Genomic DNA, 21,336 nt, shown 5'->3' with positions numbered 1-21,336 from the left:
GAGCTAGCGTTTTAGCTTCTTTTAACAATTCTGGTTTCAGCGTTGACATTCATTTGCATTTCTTCCAACGCCACCTCGTTGCGCACCGTGCCCCTACCACGCTTCCTCTCTACTCTAGTCTTTCTGTTAGCTACCAGCGCTGTTCCGGCATTGGCTCAAGGCGGCAAACCGCCTAAAAAGCCGGTGCCCCCACCCCCTATTGCCACCGATAAAGATGGCAAGTTGATATACGCGCCGGACTCCTTGGGCAACCGAGTGCCCGACTTTTCCTACTGTGGTTACCGGGCCGGCGAGCAAGGCATTCCAATGGTGGTTATCCGGGTGGTAGTGCCGGTGCAGGCGGGAGATGCCACGGTCCGGATTCAAGCAGCGCTGGACTACGTGGCGGGGCTGCCGCTGGGCAAGGATGGATTTCGGGGGGCGGTATTGCTAGGTAAAGGCAAGCACGAGGTAGCAGGACGGTTGCTGATTTGGGCCTCGGGCGTGGTGTTGCGAGGCAGCGGCATGGGCGAAGATGGCACCACCATCGTCGGCACTGGCTACTCGCGCGACAACCTGATAACGATAGCTGGCCGCAACGACCGCAAGCTAGAAGCCGCTCAGGCTATTACCGATGCTTACGTGCCCGTCAATGCCCGCACGATGCGGGTAGCCACTCCTAATGCCTTCAAAGTGGGCGACCGGGTGCGGGTGCAGCGGCCTTCCACGGCGGCCTGGATCGAGAAGCTTGGCACCCAATCGTTCGGGGGCGGCGAGTCGGCGCTGGGCTGGAAACCCGGCCAGCGCGACTTGTTCTGGGACCGGCAGGTGGTATCCATTGAGGCCGCCAGCCTCACGCTGGATGCGCCCATCACCACGGCCCTCGACAAAACCTACGGCGGCGGCACCGTGGCCCGCGCTACCTGGCCGGGGCTGCTCACGCAGGTGGGCGTCGAAAATTTACGCTTGGAATCCGCGGTAGACGCCCGCAATCCGAAAGACGAAGACCACCGCTGGATGGCCGTGGTGCTGGACAACGTGCAAGATGCGTGGGTGCGGCAGGTAGCGTTTCGGCGTTTTGCCGGCTCGGCGGTGCTAGCCCAAGAAACCGTCCGCCGCCTTACCGTAGAAGACTGCATTTCCACCGAACCCGTGTCGGAAATCGGGGGCGAGCGGCGCAATACGTTTATGACCAAGGGCCAGCAAACGCTGTTTCAGCGGCTGTACGCCCAATCTGGCTACCACGATTTTGCGGTGGGCTACTGCGCGGCCGGCCCCAATGCCTTTGTGCAGTGCGAAGCCGAGGACGCCTACAGTTTCAGCGGTAGCATAGATAGCTGGGCCGCGGGCACTCTGTTTGACATCGTGAAGGAATACGGCCAGGCGCTACGCTTCGGCAACCGGGAGCAAGACGGGCAGGGAGCTGGTTGGGCCGCCGCCAACAGCGTGTTTTGGCAGTGCACCGCCGCCCGCGTGGATTGCTACCAGCCGCCCACGGCGCAAAATTGGGCCTTTGGCACCTGGGCGCAGTTCGCCGGCAATGGGCATTGGGAGCAATCAAACGAGCACATCAAACCCCGCAGCCTGTACTACGCGCAGTTGCAAGACCGCCTCGGGGCCACCGTAGCCAGCCGCGCTATTCTGCTGCCGATATCCACCGAAGCCTCCAGCAGCCCACCGGTAGCCGTGGCGCAGGAGCTAACCAAACTATCGACGGAGGCCGCCCCTACCGTGCTAACCTTCATTCAGGCCGCGCCGAGCCGCCAGCCCATCCCCACCCAAACCACGGCTCCCACCATCGACAAACTGAAGGTGAAACCGGTAGCCAAGCCTGCGTACGCGGCGGCGCTGCAGGTGGAGCGCGGGGTGGTAGTGCGCGGCAACGCCCTCCTGATGGGTCGGCGGCAGGAAGTGCCGTGGTGGAACGGCAGCGCCCGGCCCTACGTGCTGCGCAACCCCAAGCCGCACGTCACCCGCTTCGTGCCGGGCATGACGGGCCGCGGCCTCACCGACGATCTACCCGAACTGACGGATTCTATGCGGGCCGCCAACGTGGTGGCTTTGGCGCACAACTACGGCCTGTGGTACGAGCGCCGCCGCGACGACCACGAGCGGGTAAAGCGCATGGATGGCGAGGTATGGCCCCCGTTTTACGAATTGCCCTTCGCCCGTAGCGGCACCGGTACCGCCTGGGACGGCCTCAGTCGCTACGACCTTACCAAGTACAACCGTTGGTATTGGTGCCGCCTGGCCGAGTTTGCCGACCTAGCCGATCAAAAAGGCCTCGTGCTGCTTAATCAGCACTATTTCCAGCACAACATCATCGAAGCCGGTGCCCACTACGCCGACTTTCCGTGGCGGCCCGTCAACAACATCAACAACACCGGCTTCCCCGAACCCGCGCCCTACGCCGGCGACAAGCGCATCTTCATGGCCGAGCAGTTCTACGACGTGACGGATGCCACCCGGCGGCCCTTGCACCGGGCCTACATTCGGCAGTGCCTCAACAACTTCGTGGGCAAGTCCGGCGTGATTCACTTGATTGGGGCCGAGTTTACGGGTCCGCTGGCGTTCGTGCAGTTCTGGCTGGATACCATCAAAGAGTGGGAAACGGAAACCGGCCAAGCGGCCACCATTGCCCTGAGTACCACCAAAGACGTGCAAGACGCCATTCTGGCCGACCCCGCCCGGGCCGCCGTGGTTGACGTCATCGACATCAACCACTGGCACTACCAAGCCGACGGCACCACGTACGCGCCAGCCGGCGGCCAGAATTTAGCGCCGCGTCAGCACGCCCGTTTGCTTAAGCCCAAGCGCAGTTCGTTCGAGCAAGTGTACCGGGCCGTGCGCGAATACCGCAAGCAATTCCCCGACAAAGCCGTGCTCTACTCCGCCGACAGCTATGATGCATTCGGGTGGGCGGTACTGCTCGCGGGTGGGTCGTTGGCGTCGGTGCCGCAGGTTTCGGATGCGCGCTTTGCGGCGGCCGTAGCCGGCATGGCACCCGTGGAGCTAAGCGGCCAGCCGGCCGGCCAGTGGCTGATGAGCGACAACAAAACCGGCTTTTTGGTGTACCGCGAAAGTGCAGCGCCGGTGCAGCTAGATCTATCGGCGGTAAAAGGCACATTTGCTGTTCGTCATATCAACCCGAAAACGGGTCAGGTCACTGCCTCAAAAGAAACGGTGAAAGGTGGCCAAACAGTGACGCTGAGCGGCCAATCAGTTGGTGCCAACGTGGTATGGTTAGTTAAGAAATAACCATGAAAACACAGTTACTTGGCTTGCTGACAATACTTGGAGTAGCCGCACCAGCACACGCTGATGTGGTGCTGCCGCGGGTATTAGGCCATAATATGGTATTGCAGCGCAACAAACCGCTGCCTGTTTGGGGTACGGCCACCCCCCATGAGGTTGTGACGGTAACGTTCGCCGGTCAGCAGCAGCGTACTACCGCCGATGCGGCGGGCAAGTGGCAGGTGACATTGCAGCCGCTAACTGCTTCGGCAAAACCTGCGGAACTGGTGATTACTGGCCAGAACACCATCCGGCTGCGCGATATTCTGGTGGGCGAAGTGTGGCTGGCTTCGGGGCAGTCGAACATGGAGTACACCATGCGCAAGAACAGCAAGGCAACGATTCCGGCCACTGAAGATGCTAGTCCGCTGAAGGAGTTGGAGCGCGCTCATACCCCCCTGATTCGCATTTTTCTGGTGAACCGCAAGGAGCTAGTGAAGCCCGACTCGTTGCACCGCGGCTGGAGTATCGCGCAAGATTCGGCGCTCCGGTCGTTTTCGGCGCCGGCCTACTTCTTTGCTAAAGAGCTGCATGACCACCTGAAAGTGCCGATTGGTATAATTTCCTCTGCCATTCCCGGCAGCCGCATCGAGCCTTGGATTTCCGAAGAAGCCTTTGCACTCGACCCGTACTATGCCACCCAAAAGGTGGATGGTGACCCCGGCAAATTCTACGAGCCCATGATACGACCCTTAGTGCCGTTTGCGGTGCGCGGCTTTTTGTGGTACCAGGGCGAAAGCAACTGTTTTCTGGCCGAAACCAGCACCTACACCCACAAAATGAAGACGCTAATCGAAAGCTGGCGTGCGGCGTGGCAAGATCCGGCCCTGCCCTTCTATTACGTGCAGCTGGCGCCCTTCAAGTATTCGGAGTCCAAGGACACCAAGGTACCCCTCAACCGCGAAACGCTGCCCAAATTCCGTGAGGCGCAGGAAGCCGTACTGCAACTGCCGCACACCGGTATGATTGTCACCACCGACCTGGCTACCAAGCTCGATGACATTCACCCGCCGTTCAAGTGGGAAATCGGGCGGCGATTGACCTTAGTGGCCCTAGCTTCCACCTACGCCCGAAAAGATGTGGAAGCATCGGGGCCGGTATTCAATGCCCTGACGGTGAAAGGCAAGGTGGCAACTATCTCGTTCAAGCCACTCGGGGGCCGCTTGGTCAGCAAAGACAATAAGCCGCTTACCGACTTTGAGGTGGCCGGAGCCGATGGGGTGTTCGTGCCGGCGCAAGCGCGCATCAAAGGCAAAACTGTACTGGTTTCCGCCTCCGGCGTAACCGAGCCCAAAGCCGTGCGCTTCGGCTGGCACGAAGCCGCACAGCCGAATCTGTTTTCCAGTTCGGGGCTTCCGGCCCGGCCGTTCCGCACCGACAAGCCCGAAGTTAAGGTCAGTGTTCACTAACTAACCGCGCAGGTTATGCCCCAAAACGAACTTACCCGTCGTGCTTTTCTTACAGCAAGCGCCTTGCTAACCGCGAAGCTATTCCTGCCGTGGTCGGGGGCAGTGGCCCGGAGCAAGAAGCTGTCCTACAAGATTGCCGTGGTTGACTTGATGATTCTCAAGCGGCAGAAACTAGGCGCCTTGCAACTCACCAAAGACATCGGGGCCGATGGCGTGGAAGTGGATATGGGCGGCCTCGGCCAGCGCGAAACCTTTGACAGCCAACTCGCTAAGCCAGAAATCCGGCAGCAGTTCCTCGACAAAGCGCGCGAGTTGAACCTAGAAATTTGCTCGTTGGCCATGACGGGCTTCTACGCCCAATCGTTTGCCACCCGTCCCACCTACCAGCGCATGGTGCAAGACTGCCTCGACACGATGAAGGCCATGAACGTGAAGGTGGCGTTTCTGCCCCTCGGCACGCAGGGCGACTTGGCGAAAAACCCCGAACTGCGCCCGGCTATTGTGGAGCGGCTGAAAATAGTGGGTCGCATGGCGCAGAAAGCGGGCGTCGTGGTGGGCATCGAAACGGCGCTCGATGCCACGGGCGAAGTGGAATTGCTGCGTGAAATCAATTCCAAGCACATCCAGATCTACTTCAACTTCTCGAACCCGCTCAAGGAAGGGCGCGACTTACACCAAGAGCTTAAAATCTTGGGCCGCAAGCGCATCTGCCAACTACACTGCACCGACGAAGATGGCGTGTGGCTGCAAAACAACACCCGCCTTGATATGAAGCGCGTCAAGCAGACACTGGCCGAGATGAATTGGGAAGGTTGGCTGGTGATTGAACGCTCGCGCGATGCCAACGACGCCCGCAACGTGAAGAAGAATTTCGGCGCCAATACCACTTATCTGAAGTCTATTTTCCAGGCCGGTTAAGCTGGCTGCTTCACCTGCCTGAGTGCCGAAGTAAATAGCAGAATAGGTAGGTCGTTTATTTGCTATAACGACTGATTTCTAGGCCTTTGCCTTCTTTCTTATCAGGCTAAAAGGTAGAGTGGCGAGGCTTTACGTAGTCGATTGCCTAGGAGTTGTAAAATGCCCTTATCGTATATGGTAATATCCTACAACAAGTTGGCTAAAACCTGTATATAGCCCCCCTACTGTACATGTAACTTGCTGCTGCACTGAAGTTACACGTCATTATGAAGAATTCATTAAGCAGTCTACTGCTGGCCGGCTTGTTATCCAGCGCTTGTCTTGCTTCGGCGCAGACAGCCCCGCCGGCCGAAACCAAGGAAGCCGCTTATACCCGGACCATCACCGAGCGAGCCAGCAAGATTGTAGCTACCCTCGGTGAGTTGAACCCGAAAACTTCCGTGCAAGTGCGGGATGTCATTGCCAACCAATACCGGCAGCTCAACGACATCCATGAAAAGCAAAAAACGCAGCTGGCCGCCCTCAAAGCCAAGCCCCAAGACGAGGCCACCAAAGCGGAAGCAACTAAGGTGGAAACCGAAACCACCGCCGCGCTAGACAAGCTGCACGCGCAATACTTGAAAAAGCTCGGCCGCCACCTGACAACCGCCCAAATCGGACAGGTGAAAGACGGCATGACCTACAACGTGGCGCCCAACACCATGCGCGCTTACAACGAGATGCTGCCCAACCTGACCGAAGCCCAAAAAGCTCAGATGCTGGCGTGGCTCCTCGAAGCCCGCGAGCACGCCATGGACGCCAGCACGTCGGAGAAGAAACACGCGTGGTTCGGCAAATACAAAGGCAAAATCAACAACTACCTGTCGGCGGCGGGCATCGACATGAACCAGGCCGGCAAAGACTGGCAAGCCCGCCGTGCGGCCGAGGGCAGCAAGTAAGCAAGCATTCCAGAGCATGTGTTTCTCATAAATCAGCTGCTATGACCCGTTTCGTACCCCAACTTCCCACCCGCCCGCTCAGCCCTAATCAGCAAGCGGCCTGCGCCTTATTAGCTGGTTTTCTACTGAGTGCCGGCGTAGCTAATGCCACGGCTAGTTCTGCTACGAGTGCTCCGCACCCCGCCGCTTCCGAGGCCTTCATGAACCTCACGGGCACGGTGCGCGATGCCAAGGGTGAAGGTATTCCGGGCGTGAGCGTGGTGATAAAAGGGACTACCACCGGCACCGCCACCGATGCCAAAGGCGTATTCCGCCTCAACGTGCCCAACGGCAACGAAACGCTGGTTTTCAGCTCTATTGGCTTCAAAAAGCAGGAAATACGGGTGGACGGCCGCACTTCACTCGACATTGTGCTAGTGGACGACGCGGCGGCCCTCGACGAGGTAGTGGTAGTGGGCTACGGTACGCAGTCCAGAGTGAGCCTGACCGGCGCGGTGGCTACCGTGGACATGAAGGCCATTGAAGAGTTGCCAGTCGGTAGCCTTTCCACGGCCATAGCGGGACAACAGCCGGGCGTAGGCGTGAGCGGCGGCACGGCCCGGCCCGGCGAGAAAGGCCAGATTACGGTTCGTAACCCTGTGAACCTCTCCAAAGATGGTGGTACACTCCGGCCACTCTTCGTGATTGACAACGTGGTCCGCAGTGAGGAAGACTTCAACCTGCTCGACCAGTCGGAGGTGGAAGCCATTTCGGTGCTGAAGGATGCTGCCGCCGCTATCTACGGGGCCCGCTCCAACCAGGGCGTGGTGGTGGTAGCCACCAAGCGGGGCAAAGCGGGCCCGGCCAAGTTCTCCTACAGCGGCTCGGTGGGCATGTCGGATGCGGTGCGCCTGCCGAGTATGATGAGCGGCTTAGAGCAAGCCACTTACCTCAACGACTATAACTTTTACCGGGGCCTCCCCGCCACCGACAATGCCATTTATACGCCCGATGAGTTGGAATACTTCGCCAATAATGGCACCAATTGGCTGAAGGAGGCGTGGAAACCATCTATCGTCACGCGCAACGCGCTGAACGTAAGCGGCGGCAGTGACCGGGCTACGTACTTCGCCAGCGTGACGTACAACAAGCAGAACGGCAACTTCGACAACATCAATTCCGACAAGTGGACGTTCCGGGCCAGCACCGACGTGACCGTAGCTACTGGCCTGAAGGCGGGTCTCTCGCTGAGCGGCGATATATTCAAGCGGAGCACGTACTACTTCAAACAGGGCTCGGAGAGCCCAGACAACGACATGAGGTCGTTGCTCTGGACGCCCCAGTATCAGGCTTTTTATGTGGATGGCAACCCGGCCTACACCACGCCCGGAAACAGCAACTCGAATACCATCGATGCTACGCACTTCTTTGAGGTGCAGAAGTCGGGCAACTATGCTTCGCAGCGCAATACCGGCCTGAACCTGACGGCCAACGTTGACTACGAACTTCCTTTTCTGAAAGGCCTGAAGGCCCGGGTGCTCTATAGCCGCATTCTCGACAACAACTTCGGCAAGAATTTCGGTACTAGCTACCTAGTAACCGAATACAGGGGCCAAGGCGAGCATCGGCACATTCCGGGGGGTGATGTGGTGCAGCAGCGCAACATCCGAAACGGCGACATCATCCTGCTGACCCCGACTTATACGGATTCGTACCAGTTCAACGGGTATTTGAACTACGATCAGCAGTTTGGTCGGCACCACGTGTCGGCGTTGGCTTTCTTCGAACAAGCTGAAACGCACTACGACGAAGCCAAAAGCTCCAAAACCGGTATCATTCCGGGGGGCCTCGACAACATCCGCTTTGCAACGGGTGATCTGGTGGTCGAGGAAACCGAAAGAGAATCAGGCATCCTCTCCTACGCCGGCCGGATCAATTATAACTTCGCCAACAAGTACTTTGCCGAGCTAGCCCTGCGCTACGACGGCTCCACCAACTTTGCCCCTGAATACCGCTGGGGTTTGTTCCCATCGTTGTCGGCGGGCTGGGTGCTTACCGAAGAAAACTTCTTCCCGAAAGGCAATACCGTCAACTTCCTGAAACTCCGTGGCTCAGTGGGTTTGCTCGGGGGAGATGCCACCAAACCCTACAACTGGCAGGAAAATTACCAGTTCCAGATCGGCAAAGGCGCGGTATTCGGCGGCAATGGCGACCGGACCCAAACCGCAACGCCCAACAACGCGCTGGCGAACCGCCGGGCGCGCTGGGACAACAACGAAAAGTATAACGTGGGTATCGACGCTCGTTTGCTGAATAACCGCCTCTCGTTTAGCGTGGACGGTTTCTACGACCATCGCTACAACATGCTCACCGAAATCAGGGCCTCCGCGCCGGTAGTGATTGGTGCGGCGCTGCCTTCGGAAAACTATGCCAGCGTGAATGGCTTCGGCTATGAACTATCGGTAGGCTACGGCGACAAAATCAACAACGACTTCTCGTACCAAGTGAATACGTTCCTTTCCTGGAACGACGACAAGCAGATTCGGATGGACGTGGAGCGGGGTAAGATTGGGCAGTGGAACGACCCTACTGGCCGCTCGAGCGACCCGGGCGTGGCCGGCTACAAGTACCTAGGCATGTTCCGCACCCAGGAAGATGTAGACAACTGGCTGGCCATAGAAGGCAACAGCAAGTACACCCTGTTCGGCGACGCGCCTAAGCCAGGGATGTTGTATTACGAGGACGTTCGGGGCCCCAAGGATGCGTCCGGCAACTACACCGCACCCGATGGCAAGATTACCGAGGACGACGAAACGTACTTGAACAGGAAAGCCAACAACCACTACGGTGTTGGCCTCAACCCGAGCATCAGCTACAAAGGCCTGACTATTCAGCTGACCATGGGCATGTCGTTTGGGGGCCAAGCCTTGGTGGAAGGGCCGGCCCGCAAAGTAGGTACGGCCACTTCCAACCGACCCGATTTCTGGGCCGACCACTGGACTTCTGACAACCCCAACGCCGCCTATCCAGCGCCTTTCACCAGCAACAGCTACGACCGCAACTCGGCCTTCTGGTACAGAAACTCGCTGTCGGCCAACATGCGCAACGCCACCATTTCCTACTCCTTGCCCTCCGCCTTCGTGAGCCGCGCCAACATCAGCAGCGTGAAAGTCTATTTCGTGGCAGTCAACCCGATCAACTTCTACAATCCTTACAGTTACAAAACGTACGGGGGCGCCTACGATGTGTACCCGACGCTTCGGTCACTGTCGCTGGGTTTGAATGTTGGCTTCTAATCACTGAACTCATGAAAATCACTCGCATAGCTACCCTATTGGCTTTTTCGGCTTCCGTGCTGACCATGGCGGGCTGCAAGGATACCCTCGACAAAATCGACCTCACCACCGCCAACGAAGACCTGGTTTTTCAGAACGAGCAACTAGCGTTCCTCAACCTGAGCTACATCTACGACCAAAACCTACCGAACTGGTTTGGCCAAACCAGCATTGGTATTGGGGCCACCAACCCCAGCATATTGTCGGAGGAAGCGTACGGGGAAAGCAAGTACTTCGAGGGGACCATCGTCCAAAACGACGTAATGGATATTGGTACTGCCATAGGTGCTACTACCAACTACGGGAAGATCCGCACGATCAACACGTTCATCCGGGGCCTCGAACGGTCGCCGATTTCCGCTCAGCCCCGTAATCAGCTTAAAGGGGAGGCTCTTTTCTTCCGTGCTTATCGCTATTTCGACTTGGTGCGGGTGTACGGCGGCGTACCGTTGGTACTCACTCCGCTACAAGCTGTAGGCGAAGAAGCACGCAACGAAGCGTATCTACCGCGTAATTCCACCACCGAGTGCTTCAACCAAATTACCGCCGACCTGGATTCGGCTATTGCGTATCTGCCCGGTAAGTGGACAGCCACTGGCACCTGGGGCCGTATCACGAGCGGCGCCGCCGCGGCCTTCAAAGCGCGGGTACTGCTCTACGCCGCCAGCCCGCAGTTCAACCCCTCCGACGAGGCCGCTAGGTGGCAGAAGGCATTCGCCGCCAGCCAGCAGGCCCGGACGCTGCTAACCGCCAATGGCTTCCGCCTCCACACCTCTTTCGACCAGTTGTGGTTTGAAGAACAGAACAACCCCGAGGCCGTGCTAGTAACCAGCTACAACACCGCCCTTGGCACCCAAAACAAGAAGAGCAACGAGTACGACAATGGTACCCGGCCTTCTTATACCGGTACCAGAGGCGGTTCCAACCGGCCCACTTGGGATTTGGTGCAAGCCTTCCCCATGCTTGACGGCAAAAAGCGGGGCGAATCAACCAAGTACCCGTACAGCCAGCAGTTGTTCTACAAAAACCGGGACCCGCGGTTCAATAAAACCATTGCCTACAACGGGGCGAACTGGCCCCTGAACGGCAACACCAACTATAAGATCTGGACCTACCTCCGAGGCACTACCAGCGTAGAGCCATCGGGCGCCACCAACACCGGCTTCTACTTGCGCAAAGCCATCGACCCGAGACTAGGCGTCAACGATGTACAATACGCTGGCACCGACTGGATCGAGCTTCGCTATGCGGAAGTGCTGCTCAACTTGGCCGAAGCGGCCTGTGGTGTCAATAATATCACGGAGGCGTACACGCAACTCAAAGCCATTCGGCAGCGGGCAGGCATTGAAGCCGGTACCGATGGCAATTACGGCCTGCAAGCGAATATGAACCGCGCGCAGATGTTTGATGCCATCTTATATGAGCGGCAAATAGAGTTGGCTTTCGAGGGTAAGCGCTTCTGGGACCTGCGCCGCTGGAAAAAGGTGGAAAGCCTCAACGGCAAGCGCCGCGAAGCCCTTATCATCACCTTGAAAACCACCGGCGTACCTGCCGATTTCGCCACCACCCGCGACAATCTCGACATCGACCAAGTGTATACTAACTATTTCACTCTTGCCCCCAGGGTGCTGGACACCCGCTACGCCATCAACTGGAAATCCCCTTACTACTTCTTCGCCATCCCGCAGCAGTCTATCGACAATAACCCGCAGCTAATCCAAAACAATACCTGGGGTGGCGCCTTCGACCCGCTGCAGTAAGCACTAGCGCAATGTTAAGCCTGTAATGGTTGAGGCGAAACGTACAGAAGAATGCACATTTCTTGCTGTGGTCTAGCTAAGCCCTACAGAACTGAGCCTAGTGTCCTGATAGCAATTTATTACACCACTTACTACTTTCATAAGGCCCCTTACCGGGGGGAATGGACCGGCAACATATTCGGCAGTCAAACAAGCGGTATATGCCAATCAATAGTGGGGCCGAGGCGACCGTGCTACCTGGCTTGGTGTCAACTGATTCAAGGATAAGGCAAGTGGTCTTTTCGTCCCCGTACATGCTCGATGACCGGCTACAAGACCTGCTCAACCAGCGCGGCTATCGGCCGGCCTCTCCTCACAGCCAGCTGAGAGGTGGCTGGCTCCTAACAACGCGCTTACTGCGGGCCTGGTGTGCAGCTACTGGGCTTGGCCACCAAGCCGGCCCGAGCGACGCGTTTAGGTGCGCCAACAACTTGCTTGCAGCTGACTCGGCCGGCACCATTCGACCTTATACTTGCATGAGAGTGGTTGAAACGGGTTTTCTTGGTCAAGCAAGTAGAATTCCTGCACCCAATTCACAGCCACCTACCTGCATCGATTCGCCCGGGGTGCTTTTTAGTTGCTGTGCATTCGCTACCAGGGGCTCTCGGTTTCGCCGGCCGGCGCATCCCGGCTAAAGTATTTGCCCGTGGGGCCATCGGCACCGATCGTGGCGTATTGCACGACAAAGCGGGCGGCATCCGCTACCGCTCCCCCTTGGTGCCCGATAAAGTCGGTGGCCGTCTGGCCCGGGTCGACGGCATTGACTTTAAAGCCTTTGGCGCGCAGCTCGTCGGCGAGAAACACTGTGTAGGCGTTGAGCGCCGTTTTCGAGGGACCGTAGGCGGCTAGTTTATAAGGTGCATGGATCCAGGCGGGGTCGCTTTGCAAGGTGAGCGAAGCCAGGCCCGAGGTGATGTTGATAATGACGGGAACCGGCGCCGGCCCGAGCAGGTCCAGAAAGGCCTGCGTCACATCAATGAGGCCAAAGAAGTTGGTGTCGAAGACCTTCCGTAGCTGATCGGTGCCGATAGTCGAAGCATTTTGCGGCATCTCACCCAGCACGCCAGCATTGTTGATCAACACGTCCAAGATGGAAGTTTTCTCGCGGATAGTCTTTGCGGCAGCCATGATGGAAGCTTTATCGCAGACATCAAGTTGTATGGCTTCGACGTGCGTCAGGCCGGCTTCGGCCAGGTGAGTTACTGCCTGCTGCCCTTTGGCTAAGTCCCGGCAGCCCAGGTATACAAAATAGCCTTGCTGGACCAGGAGTCGAGCCGTTTCCAGGCCAATGCTCTTGTTGGCACCGGTAATGAGAACATGTTTCATGGGAAGTACAAGTAGGTAGAGTACTCCACAAAGGTCTGGTTTCAGTGATGTGACCTACTTACCTTTTGGTAAATACGTTCTTGGCTGCATGAGCTTAACTCACGGGGTGAGCTAGTTGCCCTCCGAACCCGGCGCGCTGGTGGCAGGCCCAGCGGACCGCTGGCCCAGGTTGCGCCGAATGCGACTCAGCGACTGCGGCGTCAGGCCCAGGTAGGAGGCGAGTTGCGCGAGCGGAATGCGATTGGCCAGGCCCGGGAACGTGGTCAGGAACTGGGTGTAGCGGGTCGTCCCGTTGGGGCTGACCAGGGCGCTGCGGCGGTTCAATTTCTCTAACAGCGCCTGCGTGAAGAGTTTGTGCTCAACCTGCGGCCAGTCGACCATAATTAGGCCGATTTCCTGCCAGGCGCGCGCCTCAAACACGAGCACATGCGTCTCGGTGACGGCCTGCACGTACTCAGTGCAGGGCTGCTGGTACTGGTAGCTTTGCAGGTCCACCACGAAGTGGTTTTCTTCGAGAAAGTACTTGGTGTTGTCGGTGCCCTCGCGGTCAAAATAGCAGACGCGAAAAATGCCGGACACGATAAAGCCAATTTCCTGTGCTACCCGTCCGGCTTGGGAAAAATAGGCCCCGGGTTGGTAGGTGCGGGCCACGGCCCGGCTTTGAATCAAGCGCAGCTGCTGCGGGGTGAAATGATGAAATTGCAGCAGAAAGTCGGTGAGCGGAGAGTCGTTCATGGCAGCAAGGAACACAAGCGGCAGGCGCCGCGTGCGGCAGCGTCATCAAACAAAAGTCCGACACGGAGCGCAATAAGAAGTTACCCTTTGGTAAAAAGCACGGGGCGTCGATGAACGCAACAGATGCCAGTAAATTTTCAGCTCTGCGTAACGAAGACCGGCAGTGGCAGAATCCGCTTTACCACTCCGAGCACGTTCTGGCTACTCTCCTTTGCCACCCCAATTTTGCACCTTTTACCGCTGGCCGCAAAACCACTCGTACCCGCTCTTTCCAGTCGGAGCTGGGGGCCTACCGTGTTTTGGTGCTCTTGTCTTTGCTCTTGCCGACGGCTCGACTCCTGCAGGCCCGACCCGGATGGAAGGCAAGAAGTACTTGATGGCCTTCGAGCAAGCCTACGCGCGCAAGGACGCCACCATCGAGGCCCCACTCGTGGCCACCCTTTATTTGGCGGCCAGCATTGCCGCGGGCAAAGCTTATGATATGGCTGGCGCCAGGACATACGCCAAGAAGGGGTTGCCATTCGAACCCATGAACCCCGACCTCCAGCAGATTGCAACGATGAACTAGTCTCGAGGTAAGTTCGCAAGTGAAGCGGCCCATTTGCAGGAAGAGGGTGCCGCTACTGATTTTATCGGCGGCCGAGGCTATAGCAGCAAGCTGAGCCGGCAAGCGCAAATCCAGCCTAGGATATTGCGAGTTTTGGTGGTCACGGGAAAAGCTGAGACGCTGTACAAGCGTGGTATCTTTGTTACCAGCTACTCATTAGATACTAGGCTTCAATAATATACTATGATGGAAAGTCGGCCTTATGCTTCGCGTGAATGCCGGGACGCCTACCGGGCCGTGCGCGATACGTTGGACGTGGTCAGCGGCAAGTGGAAGCTGGTTATTCTGGCCGTGCTGCTGGAGGAAAAGCAGCGCTTCAAGGAGCTTAGCCGCAAAATCGGTATCTCGCCGCGCATCCTGTCCAAGGAGTTGCAGGAGCTAGAGCTCAACAAGCTTGTGACGCGCACGGTCTGCGACACCCGCCCGGTAACGGTGGAGTATGCCGCTACCGAGCACGCCCAAACCTTGGGTGATGTCATTCACGCCATGCACCAGTGGGGCCAGCTGCACCACGCCACCATCGTTGGCCAGCCCCGGCCGAAAACTTCCGAACTGGAAAGAGCCCTCGAAAAGTGACGGCCGCTGCCTAGTGGATGTCTCGCTTTTATTGGCTGCCTCGACCCGGCCGGTTGGCCGCTAACCGAGCGTTGCTACGTTATTTTCTGTCCACCCGCCCCAACGGCTCGGGACTTGATTGCAACGCGGCTATGGCGGCCGGCCAGGCGGGGTCTTCGGGGTAGAGCGCGCTGCGCAGGTAGGCCCAGGTCAGCTGTTGCACGGCCACGACGCGCGCGGGGTCTTCATCCGTTGTTTCCGTCACCAGATACCCCGAAATACCGCCTAGCATGTGTTCGGCACCAAACAGCGTGACGAGTGCGTTGGCGCCGGGGCTCAGCGTATAGGCATCCGTAAACCAGTCGGGCCCGCGACTGGTCAGCGGTGAGCGGTCCGCGTCGCCGGCCACGACCAGCGTGGGTGTGGTCAGCTCGGCAAAGCTTTGATTGAGGTGGGGGAAATGCTCGGCCGCAAACGGGCTCAAGTCGGCCCCGCCCCGACCGCCAGCGCTCAGCAGCACCCCGGCTTTGATGCGTGGGTCGGTTAACTTCTCGCCTAAGCTCCCATCGGCACGAAGCACGCGGGCGCCTAGCAAGACGCCCGTGGTTTGCGCCCCGAACGAGTGCCCAACCGCCGCAATGCGGCTGCGGTCGAGGCAGCCCGGCAGCCCCGGTACGGCTTCTGCCAGCAAGTCCAGCTGGTCGAGCAGGTGCTTGATATCGTCTACGCGAAACCGCCACATCTTTAGCTTCCGCGGGTCAGCCAGGTAGGCTTGCACAGCCTCGCCGTGGTTGGCTTTGGGGTTGGAACTCAAAGTGCGGGAATCGAGAAAAGTGGGCTGAAGCACGACAAACCCGCGCGCGGCCCAGTACTGCACGAGCGGAGCATAGCCGTCGAGGGAAGAGCCGAAACCGTGCGAGAAAACAATTACGGGAAGTTGGCTCCCGGTGACGGGCGCGGAAACGCGCACCTGCAATTCTGCGCTCCGGCCCGGTGCGGCCAGCACCACGGGGCTAACGGAAACAACCGGCGTTGGCACGCTGGTGGCGGCAGTTGCTATTTTATTACCTGAATTGTTCATACGTTGAAGTAAACTGCCAAAGCAGCGTTTAAGCCCAAGAGTTGCCGCAGCACTTCACGCGGTGCTCCCGGACTGACACCTCAAAAGTATCGGCCGCTTCTGGCCGGTATACCATCAATTACCTAAAGGATACCGGTTACCAAAAGGGTAGCTCATCTGGCAATTTCCCCTACCCCTCAAATGCATACCGGCTAGTAACTAGGCTGTTGCTAGCCGGTAGCTCACTTCAACCCTAACTAGCAACTGGTTAGGGTTGCAAGCGCTTGGCAGCTGAAAAAGTCAACCACCCGCACCAGTTGATTGTGCCTTAACATGGGATGCGGCTGATGGGGGCACCTGCCAACGGAGCCCGAGTTCAGTCGCCACCAGTTTTGCTATCACGTAGCCGTATCCGTCGGCTGGCTACGCGACAAGTAAGAACTTCTCGTGCGTCGCCGTCTCCTAAAGCGGGTAGCTTTGGTTAGCGGGCACTGCCCAGGTCGAGCACGATTTTTCCGATCATGTCTCCTTGTTCCAGGAGTGCATGGGCTGCGCGGATGTTCTCGCTGGTTAAGCCAGTTAACGTTTTCTGCAAGGTAGGCCGGACCTTGCCCGCTTCCACCAGTTTGGTGAGTTCGCGCAGGATGAACCCTTGCTGCTCGGGGTGCTGGTGGGTGACGACCCGGGAAAACACGCTTTCCAGGTGCACCGAAAAAGAATAGGGCGTCAGGCTGCTGACATCCAGACTCTGATGGACATCCAGCAGGGCCAGGTGTCCGTAGGCCTTGAGCAGGTGCGGCATGGCGGCCAAGTGGCTGGCGGAAGAGCGGGTAGCCAACACCATATCCACCTTCTCGATGCCGTGCTGCGAGAATTGCGCGGCCAGGTCCTGGCTATGGTCCAGCACCAGGTCGGCGCCCATGGCCGCTACCCACCGTTTGGATTCGGGCCGCGACGCCGTGGCAATAACCGTGGCGCTGGTGTGGGCTTTCAGCAGCTGTATGGCGATGGACCCAATGCCGCCGGCCCCGCCCAGTACCAAGACGGTTTCTACCCCGGCTGGCAGCTGCTTATCGTTGCGCAGCAAGGCGCCCCAGGCCGTCTGGAAGCTCATGGGCAGGGAGGCGGCCTCCGAGAACGACAGGCGAGCGGGCTTGCGAGCTACCACCCGATAATCGACCGCCACGTAGTCGGCGTAGTTGCCGTCCCGCGATAAGTCACCGGCGCCATAAACTTCGTCTCCCGGTTGAAAGCCCGTGGCGAGTGGTCCCACTTGCTCGACGATGCCGGCGAACTCCCAGCCCAAGGTCACTGCCTGGCCCGGGGCCGCCGACCGGAACCGGCGGATAACCGTATCACCGGGATTTACGGCAAAAGCCTGCACGCGAATCAGTAAATCAGTGTCCCGAAGGATAGGCAATGGCACCTCGTGCAGGCGCAGGTTGAAATCGGCCAGTTCGTGGGCCTGTTGATACGTTAGCGCTTTCATGATTAGTTTGTTAACAGTAAGTTGAGGGCGGCCAAGGGCTGGCCGGCTTGCTGAAGCCGCCCTCCTTCCACCAGTCCACCTAGGTCGATGGGGGCAAAACCCATGGCGGCAATCAGTTCCTTGACGGTGTGCTTGGCTTCAACATCATCACCGCTCACGAACACGACCCGCTTGCCCGCCGGCTGCACAGGTTCATCCTCTATCCAGGCGGCAAACAGGCTATTAAAGGCTTTTACCACCCGGGCGCCCGGCAGCTGGGTTGCCACCAGCTCACTGGAAGTCTTCTCGCCTAGGTCCACGAAGGTGCCATCGGAGAGGATGGGGTTGTTGGTGTCGACGACGATGCGGTTGTTCCAGCTGGGCAGGCCTTGCAGGGCTGAGCTGATGTCGGCCCAGCGCACGGCCAGAAACACCACCTCGGCTTGGGCCGCCTCGGCGACGGTGCCTGCACAGGCCAAAGGACCTAGCTCGGCCACGTAGCTGGTAAGGGAGTCGGGGCCTCGGCTATTGCTGAGAATCACGCGGTTACCTGCCTGCACACTCTTCACGGCTAGCGCCCTGCCGACGCGGCCTAGTCCGATAAATCCGATGGTCATGGGAATGGTCTTGAGATAGAAAAACTCGCTTGCGAGCAAGCGGGAAACTGCCGCATAGAATTCGGCTGGAATCAAGCAAGTGAGTTGCTATGGGAAAGCGTTTGCCTGGCCCGCTTGGCTTGAGGCACTGGGTATCGGCCGGCGCTCCGAGCGGTTAGGCTTCCGGGAAATACGTTGTTTTCAGATACTCCCGCAGCGAAGTTGGTTTGCGGCCCAGTAGCCGCTCGACAGTATTGTCCGTTCCAGCCAGCATGCCGTGTTTGGTGGCGGCACCCCACTGAGCGAAGAAGTTGGCGACGGGTTCGGGAAGGCCAGCGGCTACTTTCTGCGCGATGTAGGGCGCCAGTTCGCTGCTGTGGTACGTGATGGGCCGGCCCGCTAAGGTGGAGAGTTCCTGGGCGATGTCGTGAAACGAATAGGCTTCGCTCCCAGTCAGGGTGTATTCTTGATTGTCATGCCCTTCGCTGGTGAGCAAGGCGGCCGTGGCAGCGGCTAGGTCGGTCCGCGTAACGAATGCCACCTTGCCCTCTCCCGCCGTGAAGCGTATCTCCGCGTCCGGCACCTCGCTCCCAATCAAGTACCCCAGGCCATCGAAGTAGTAGCCGTTTCGAAGAATGGTGTAGACCAGCCCGGACGCTTTAAGGTAGGCCTCGGTAGCCAGGTCGCTTTCCGTAACCTCCTGCAGCACAAAATTACTGCTGCGCTGGATGCTGGTGTAAAACAAGTGCTTAACCCCGGCTTCCTTCGCCGCGTCGATGACATTGCGGTGCTGACTTAGCCGGTCGGTGAACGCCACGGCGGACACGAGCAGCACTTTCTCGACGCCCCGGAAGGCGTGCACTAGGGCGGGGTAGTCGAAGTAGTCGGCTTGCCGGACGTCTACGCCCCGCTGCGCGAGGTCCGTGGCTTTGCTGACGTCACGCACCAAGGCGGCGATTTCCGCGGCCGGGGTTGTCGTGAGCAAGAAGTCGATGGTTTCGTGGCCTAAGCCACCGGTGGCTCCCGTTACTAAAATCATGGTGAACAGAAATGATGACCACTACTGCGTGGTCGGTTAGGAGATGTAGTGAGACGCCCGGTGTTGGATTAGACCAAGGCCCCGTGGCGTCAGAAACAAAAGCTGTGTATATTTGCTTGCGAATTGCAAGTGCAAATGTAGAACATATTACTTGCAAAAAGCAAGTAAAAAATAAATCTTTTATTATGAAAGAGCTCAAACAGCGTTCTACCTGCCCCGTTAGCACGTCACTCGACGTGTTGGGAGACAAATGGACCCTACTTATTCTGCGGGATATGGTATTCGCCAACAAGTCCACTTATGGGCAATTCCTGCAGTCAGAAGAGAAAATTGCCACCAACATTCTGGCTGACCGCTTGGCGGTGCTCGAGGCCCAAGGCATCTTGACCAAGGCCGTGGCCGCCGACAAGAAATCGAAGTTCACCTACCGCCTCACCGAAAAAGGTGTGGATATCGTCCCCATTATTATCGAACTCGTGCTGTGGGGGGCCAAGCATTGTTCCACCATCGCCGACCCTAACTTGCTGGCAGAACTCCAGACCGGGAAAGACGCGGCTGTGGAGAAATACAAGCAACTCGCCCGCGAAAAGGCCCTGGCGTAAACCAAAGGCGCGTGGTATTGGCCTTATCCCGAGCAAGTAGAAAGGCGGGTGGGCGGGGCACGCCCGGGTGGACGTGGATATCGTGCGTTGGAGGGTCGGTTTGCAGTACTGACCCATTAAGGCGTAGGGTGTTCACCGAATCCACGAAAATAGAAATGCTGCCCCGTAACCGACTCCGAGTACTGCTTCGAACACCCTACTGCTTCGAACACGTAAGCTATCGGATTCACGCCCCTCGCTAAAAGCACTCCGCATGGCACGTATTTTCATCACTGGCTCGGCCGATGGCCTGGGTCAGCTGGCCGCCCGCCAACTAGTGCAACAAGGCCACCAAGTGGTGGTGCACGCCCGCAACCCCCAGCGGGCGCAAGAGGCTCTAGCCGCCGTGCCGCAGGCCCAAGCCGCCGTACACGGCGACCTCTCCACGCTAGCCGGCATGCACCAGGTCGCCGAGCAGGCGAACGAGTCGGGGCCTTTTGAGGCTGTCATTTTCAACGCGGGCGTTTATCAGGTATCCAACCTAACACGCACAGCCGATGGCTTCCCCCTGCTACTAGCCGTCAACTCGCTGGCGCCCTACGTGCTGACTTGCCTACTCACGCAGCCCACTCGGCTGGTGTACCTCAGCTCGGGCATGCACCGCCAAGGCGACGCCAGCCTGCGCGACTTGACCTGGCAAGAACGGCCCTGGAACACAACGCAGGCCTACTGCGACTCCAAGCTGCACGACTTACTACTGGCTCGCGCCGTAGCCCGCCACTGGCCCGAGGTATTGGCCAATGCTGTGGACCCTGGTTGGGTACCCACCAAAATGGGTGGTGCCGGCGCCCCGGACAACCTAACAAAAGGCGCGAAAACCCAGGTCTGGCTGGCAGCCGGCACCGACCCCGCCGCCCATACCACTGGCCAGTACCTCTACCACCAGCGGCCCAGTGCCACCCACCCGCAAGCCGCCGACGTTGCCGTGCAGGAGCAGCTATTAGCCGCGTTTGCACGCCTGACGAGTGTGCCCTTTCCAGCCGGCGCCCAGTAGATTCAGACGGGCCATGCCGGTTCGTAGCATTCCTTGCCGCTAATCAAGAGTTGTAGCCACCAACTACTTGCGGGCTGGTAAGTGGCAAAAGAGCTAAGTATGGGTTTCAACTAGTTGGCCGCATCAGCTGCCGAAGGGCAGCGTGTGAGCCAGTACTTGCAGCTTCAGCGCAGGCTTTTAGGTATGGAACGGCCTTTTTGGTTATGCAGAGCAGAACCTTGGTGACGTCTAACTCCTGGTCTGCGATGGGGCCTACGAGCATAATACCGGCATTGCGTGCACCTCAACAGAAATTCTTGCTTAACATGCTTAAAGGATACGTAACAATGCCGTAGCTTTGCATTATGCTTCAACCAAAAAACTTGTTGATGAAGCGTGGGACCCTGCTCGGCTGGGAACCGCGAGTGGACCGGAAGGTCTTCGCCACCATCGGTTCTCCCGATTTTACCTCTGGTATTTCCGTTGTTTTTTCTCTGTGTTGCCCCGCTACCGTTTCGGATTTCGAAACGGTTTTTTTATGTCCGTTAAGTTCGTCGGCTGTGGCCCTACAACCAAGTATTATCTCATACAAACGCCAACACCCGCTTTGCCAGATGCGGCGGCGGCCAGCGCCTCGGCCCACACCGGCAGCCCAATTCTCCGCCAGGGGTAGTGGCAGATAAGA

The 21,336-nt window shown here is 58.4% G+C and carries 16 protein-coding genes; 10 read left to right on the top strand and 6 right to left on the bottom strand.

The features are described from left to right. Window positions 1–42 precede the first annotated feature (42 nt). From P1X16_RS22180 to P1X16_RS22155, 6 genes are all read left to right on the top strand, one after another. Complete coding sequence (locus P1X16_RS22180; RefSeq protein ID WP_277233885.1) at window positions 43–3,237, top strand: DUF6298 domain-containing protein; 3,195 nt, start codon at window positions 43–45, stop codon at window positions 3,235–3,237. A gap of 2 nt (window positions 3,238–3,239) precedes the next feature. Further along, window positions 3,240–4,682 (top strand): sialate O-acetylesterase, encoded by a 1,443-nt coding sequence (locus P1X16_RS22175; protein ID WP_277233883.1) that lies wholly within the window; start codon window positions 3,240–3,242, stop codon window positions 4,680–4,682. A gap of 15 nt (window positions 4,683–4,697) precedes the next feature. Next, entirely contained in the window at window positions 4,698–5,600 is a 903-nt protein-coding gene (locus tag P1X16_RS22170; RefSeq protein ID WP_277233881.1) for a sugar phosphate isomerase/epimerase family protein, read from the top strand. A gap of 266 nt (window positions 5,601–5,866) precedes the next feature. Continuing rightward, on the top strand, window positions 5,867–6,538 hold the full coding sequence (locus P1X16_RS22165; RefSeq protein ID WP_277233879.1) for a DUF3826 domain-containing protein: 672 nt from the start codon (window positions 5,867–5,869) through the stop codon (window positions 6,536–6,538). A 41-nt stretch (window positions 6,539–6,579) separates the two neighbouring features. After that, window positions 6,580–9,813: a SusC/RagA family TonB-linked outer membrane protein gene (locus P1X16_RS22160; protein WP_277233877.1), complete on the top strand. Its 3,234-nt coding sequence runs from the start codon at window positions 6,580–6,582 to the stop codon at window positions 9,811–9,813. Window positions 9,814–9,824: 11 nt separating this feature from the next. Continuing rightward, complete coding sequence (locus P1X16_RS22155; RefSeq protein ID WP_277233875.1) at window positions 9,825–11,612, top strand: RagB/SusD family nutrient uptake outer membrane protein; 1,788 nt, start codon at window positions 9,825–9,827, stop codon at window positions 11,610–11,612. Window positions 11,613–12,242: 630 nt separating this feature from the next. Here P1X16_RS22155 and P1X16_RS22150 read toward each other — a convergent pair. Together P1X16_RS22150 and P1X16_RS22145 are read right to left on the bottom strand one after the other, a co-directional pair. Beyond that, window positions 12,243–12,977 carry an SDR family NAD(P)-dependent oxidoreductase gene (locus P1X16_RS22150; protein WP_277233873.1) on the bottom strand — a complete coding sequence of 245 codons (735 nt, stop codon included), beginning with the start codon at window positions 12,975–12,977 and terminating at the stop codon, window positions 12,243–12,245. A gap of 111 nt (window positions 12,978–13,088) precedes the next feature. Further along, a complete protein-coding gene (locus tag P1X16_RS22145; protein ID WP_277233871.1) occupies window positions 13,089–13,712 on the bottom strand; it encodes a Crp/Fnr family transcriptional regulator in 624 nt (207 codons plus the stop codon). 211 nt (window positions 13,713–13,923) lie between these two features. On the opposite strand from P1X16_RS22145, the gene P1X16_RS22140 reads away from it, so the two are divergent. Continuing rightward, on the top strand, window positions 13,924–14,280 hold the full coding sequence (locus P1X16_RS22140; RefSeq protein WP_277233869.1) for a hypothetical protein: 357 nt from the start codon (window positions 13,924–13,926) through the stop codon (window positions 14,278–14,280). A 222-nt stretch (window positions 14,281–14,502) separates the two neighbouring features. Further along, the gene (locus P1X16_RS22135) at window positions 14,503–14,895 is read left to right on the top strand and encodes a helix-turn-helix domain-containing protein (RefSeq protein WP_277233868.1); all 393 of its coding nucleotides are present in this window, start codon (window positions 14,503–14,505) and stop codon (window positions 14,893–14,895) included. Window positions 14,896–14,974: 79 nt separating this feature from the next. On the opposite strand, the gene P1X16_RS22130 is transcribed toward P1X16_RS22135, so the two are convergent. The 4 genes from P1X16_RS22130 to P1X16_RS22115 all read right to left on the bottom strand — a co-directional run bounded on the left by P1X16_RS22130 (window position 14,975) and on the right by P1X16_RS22115 (window position 19,037). Continuing rightward, window positions 14,975–15,955 carry an alpha/beta fold hydrolase gene (locus tag P1X16_RS22130; RefSeq protein WP_277233866.1) on the bottom strand — a complete coding sequence of 327 codons (981 nt, stop codon included), beginning with the start codon at window positions 15,953–15,955 and terminating at the stop codon, window positions 14,975–14,977. Between the two features lie 460 nt (window positions 15,956–16,415). Next, window positions 16,416–17,423 (bottom strand): zinc-binding alcohol dehydrogenase family protein, encoded by a 1,008-nt coding sequence (locus tag P1X16_RS22125; protein ID WP_277233864.1) that lies wholly within the window; start codon window positions 17,421–17,423, stop codon window positions 16,416–16,418. 2 nt (window positions 17,424–17,425) lie between these two features. Further along, window positions 17,426–18,094, bottom strand: a complete 669-nt coding sequence (locus P1X16_RS22120; protein WP_277233862.1) for an NADPH-dependent F420 reductase — start codon at window positions 18,092–18,094, stop codon at window positions 17,426–17,428. A gap of 79 nt (window positions 18,095–18,173) precedes the next feature. Then, on the bottom strand, window positions 18,174–19,037 hold the full coding sequence (locus tag P1X16_RS22115; protein WP_277233861.1) for an SDR family oxidoreductase: 864 nt from the start codon (window positions 19,035–19,037) through the stop codon (window positions 18,174–18,176). Window positions 19,038–19,222: 185 nt separating this feature from the next. On the opposite strand from P1X16_RS22115, the gene P1X16_RS22110 reads away from it, so the two are divergent. Together P1X16_RS22110 and P1X16_RS22105 are read left to right on the top strand one after the other, a co-directional pair. Continuing rightward, window positions 19,223–19,639: a helix-turn-helix domain-containing protein gene (locus tag P1X16_RS22110; RefSeq protein ID WP_277233859.1), complete on the top strand. Its 417-nt coding sequence runs from the start codon at window positions 19,223–19,225 to the stop codon at window positions 19,637–19,639. Window positions 19,640–19,892: 253 nt separating this feature from the next. After that, the gene (locus P1X16_RS22105) at window positions 19,893–20,672 is read left to right on the top strand and encodes an SDR family NAD(P)-dependent oxidoreductase (RefSeq protein ID WP_277233857.1); all 780 of its coding nucleotides are present in this window, start codon (window positions 19,893–19,895) and stop codon (window positions 20,670–20,672) included. Window positions 20,673–21,336 lie beyond the last annotated feature (664 nt).

It is taken from the genome of Hymenobacter sp. YC55 (assembly GCF_029433095.1).
Lineage (GTDB): Bacteria > Bacteroidota > Bacteroidia > Cytophagales > Hymenobacteraceae > Hymenobacter.
The sequence above is the reverse complement of the archived record's forward strand: the minus strand, read 5'-3'. Positions and strand labels throughout refer to the sequence as shown.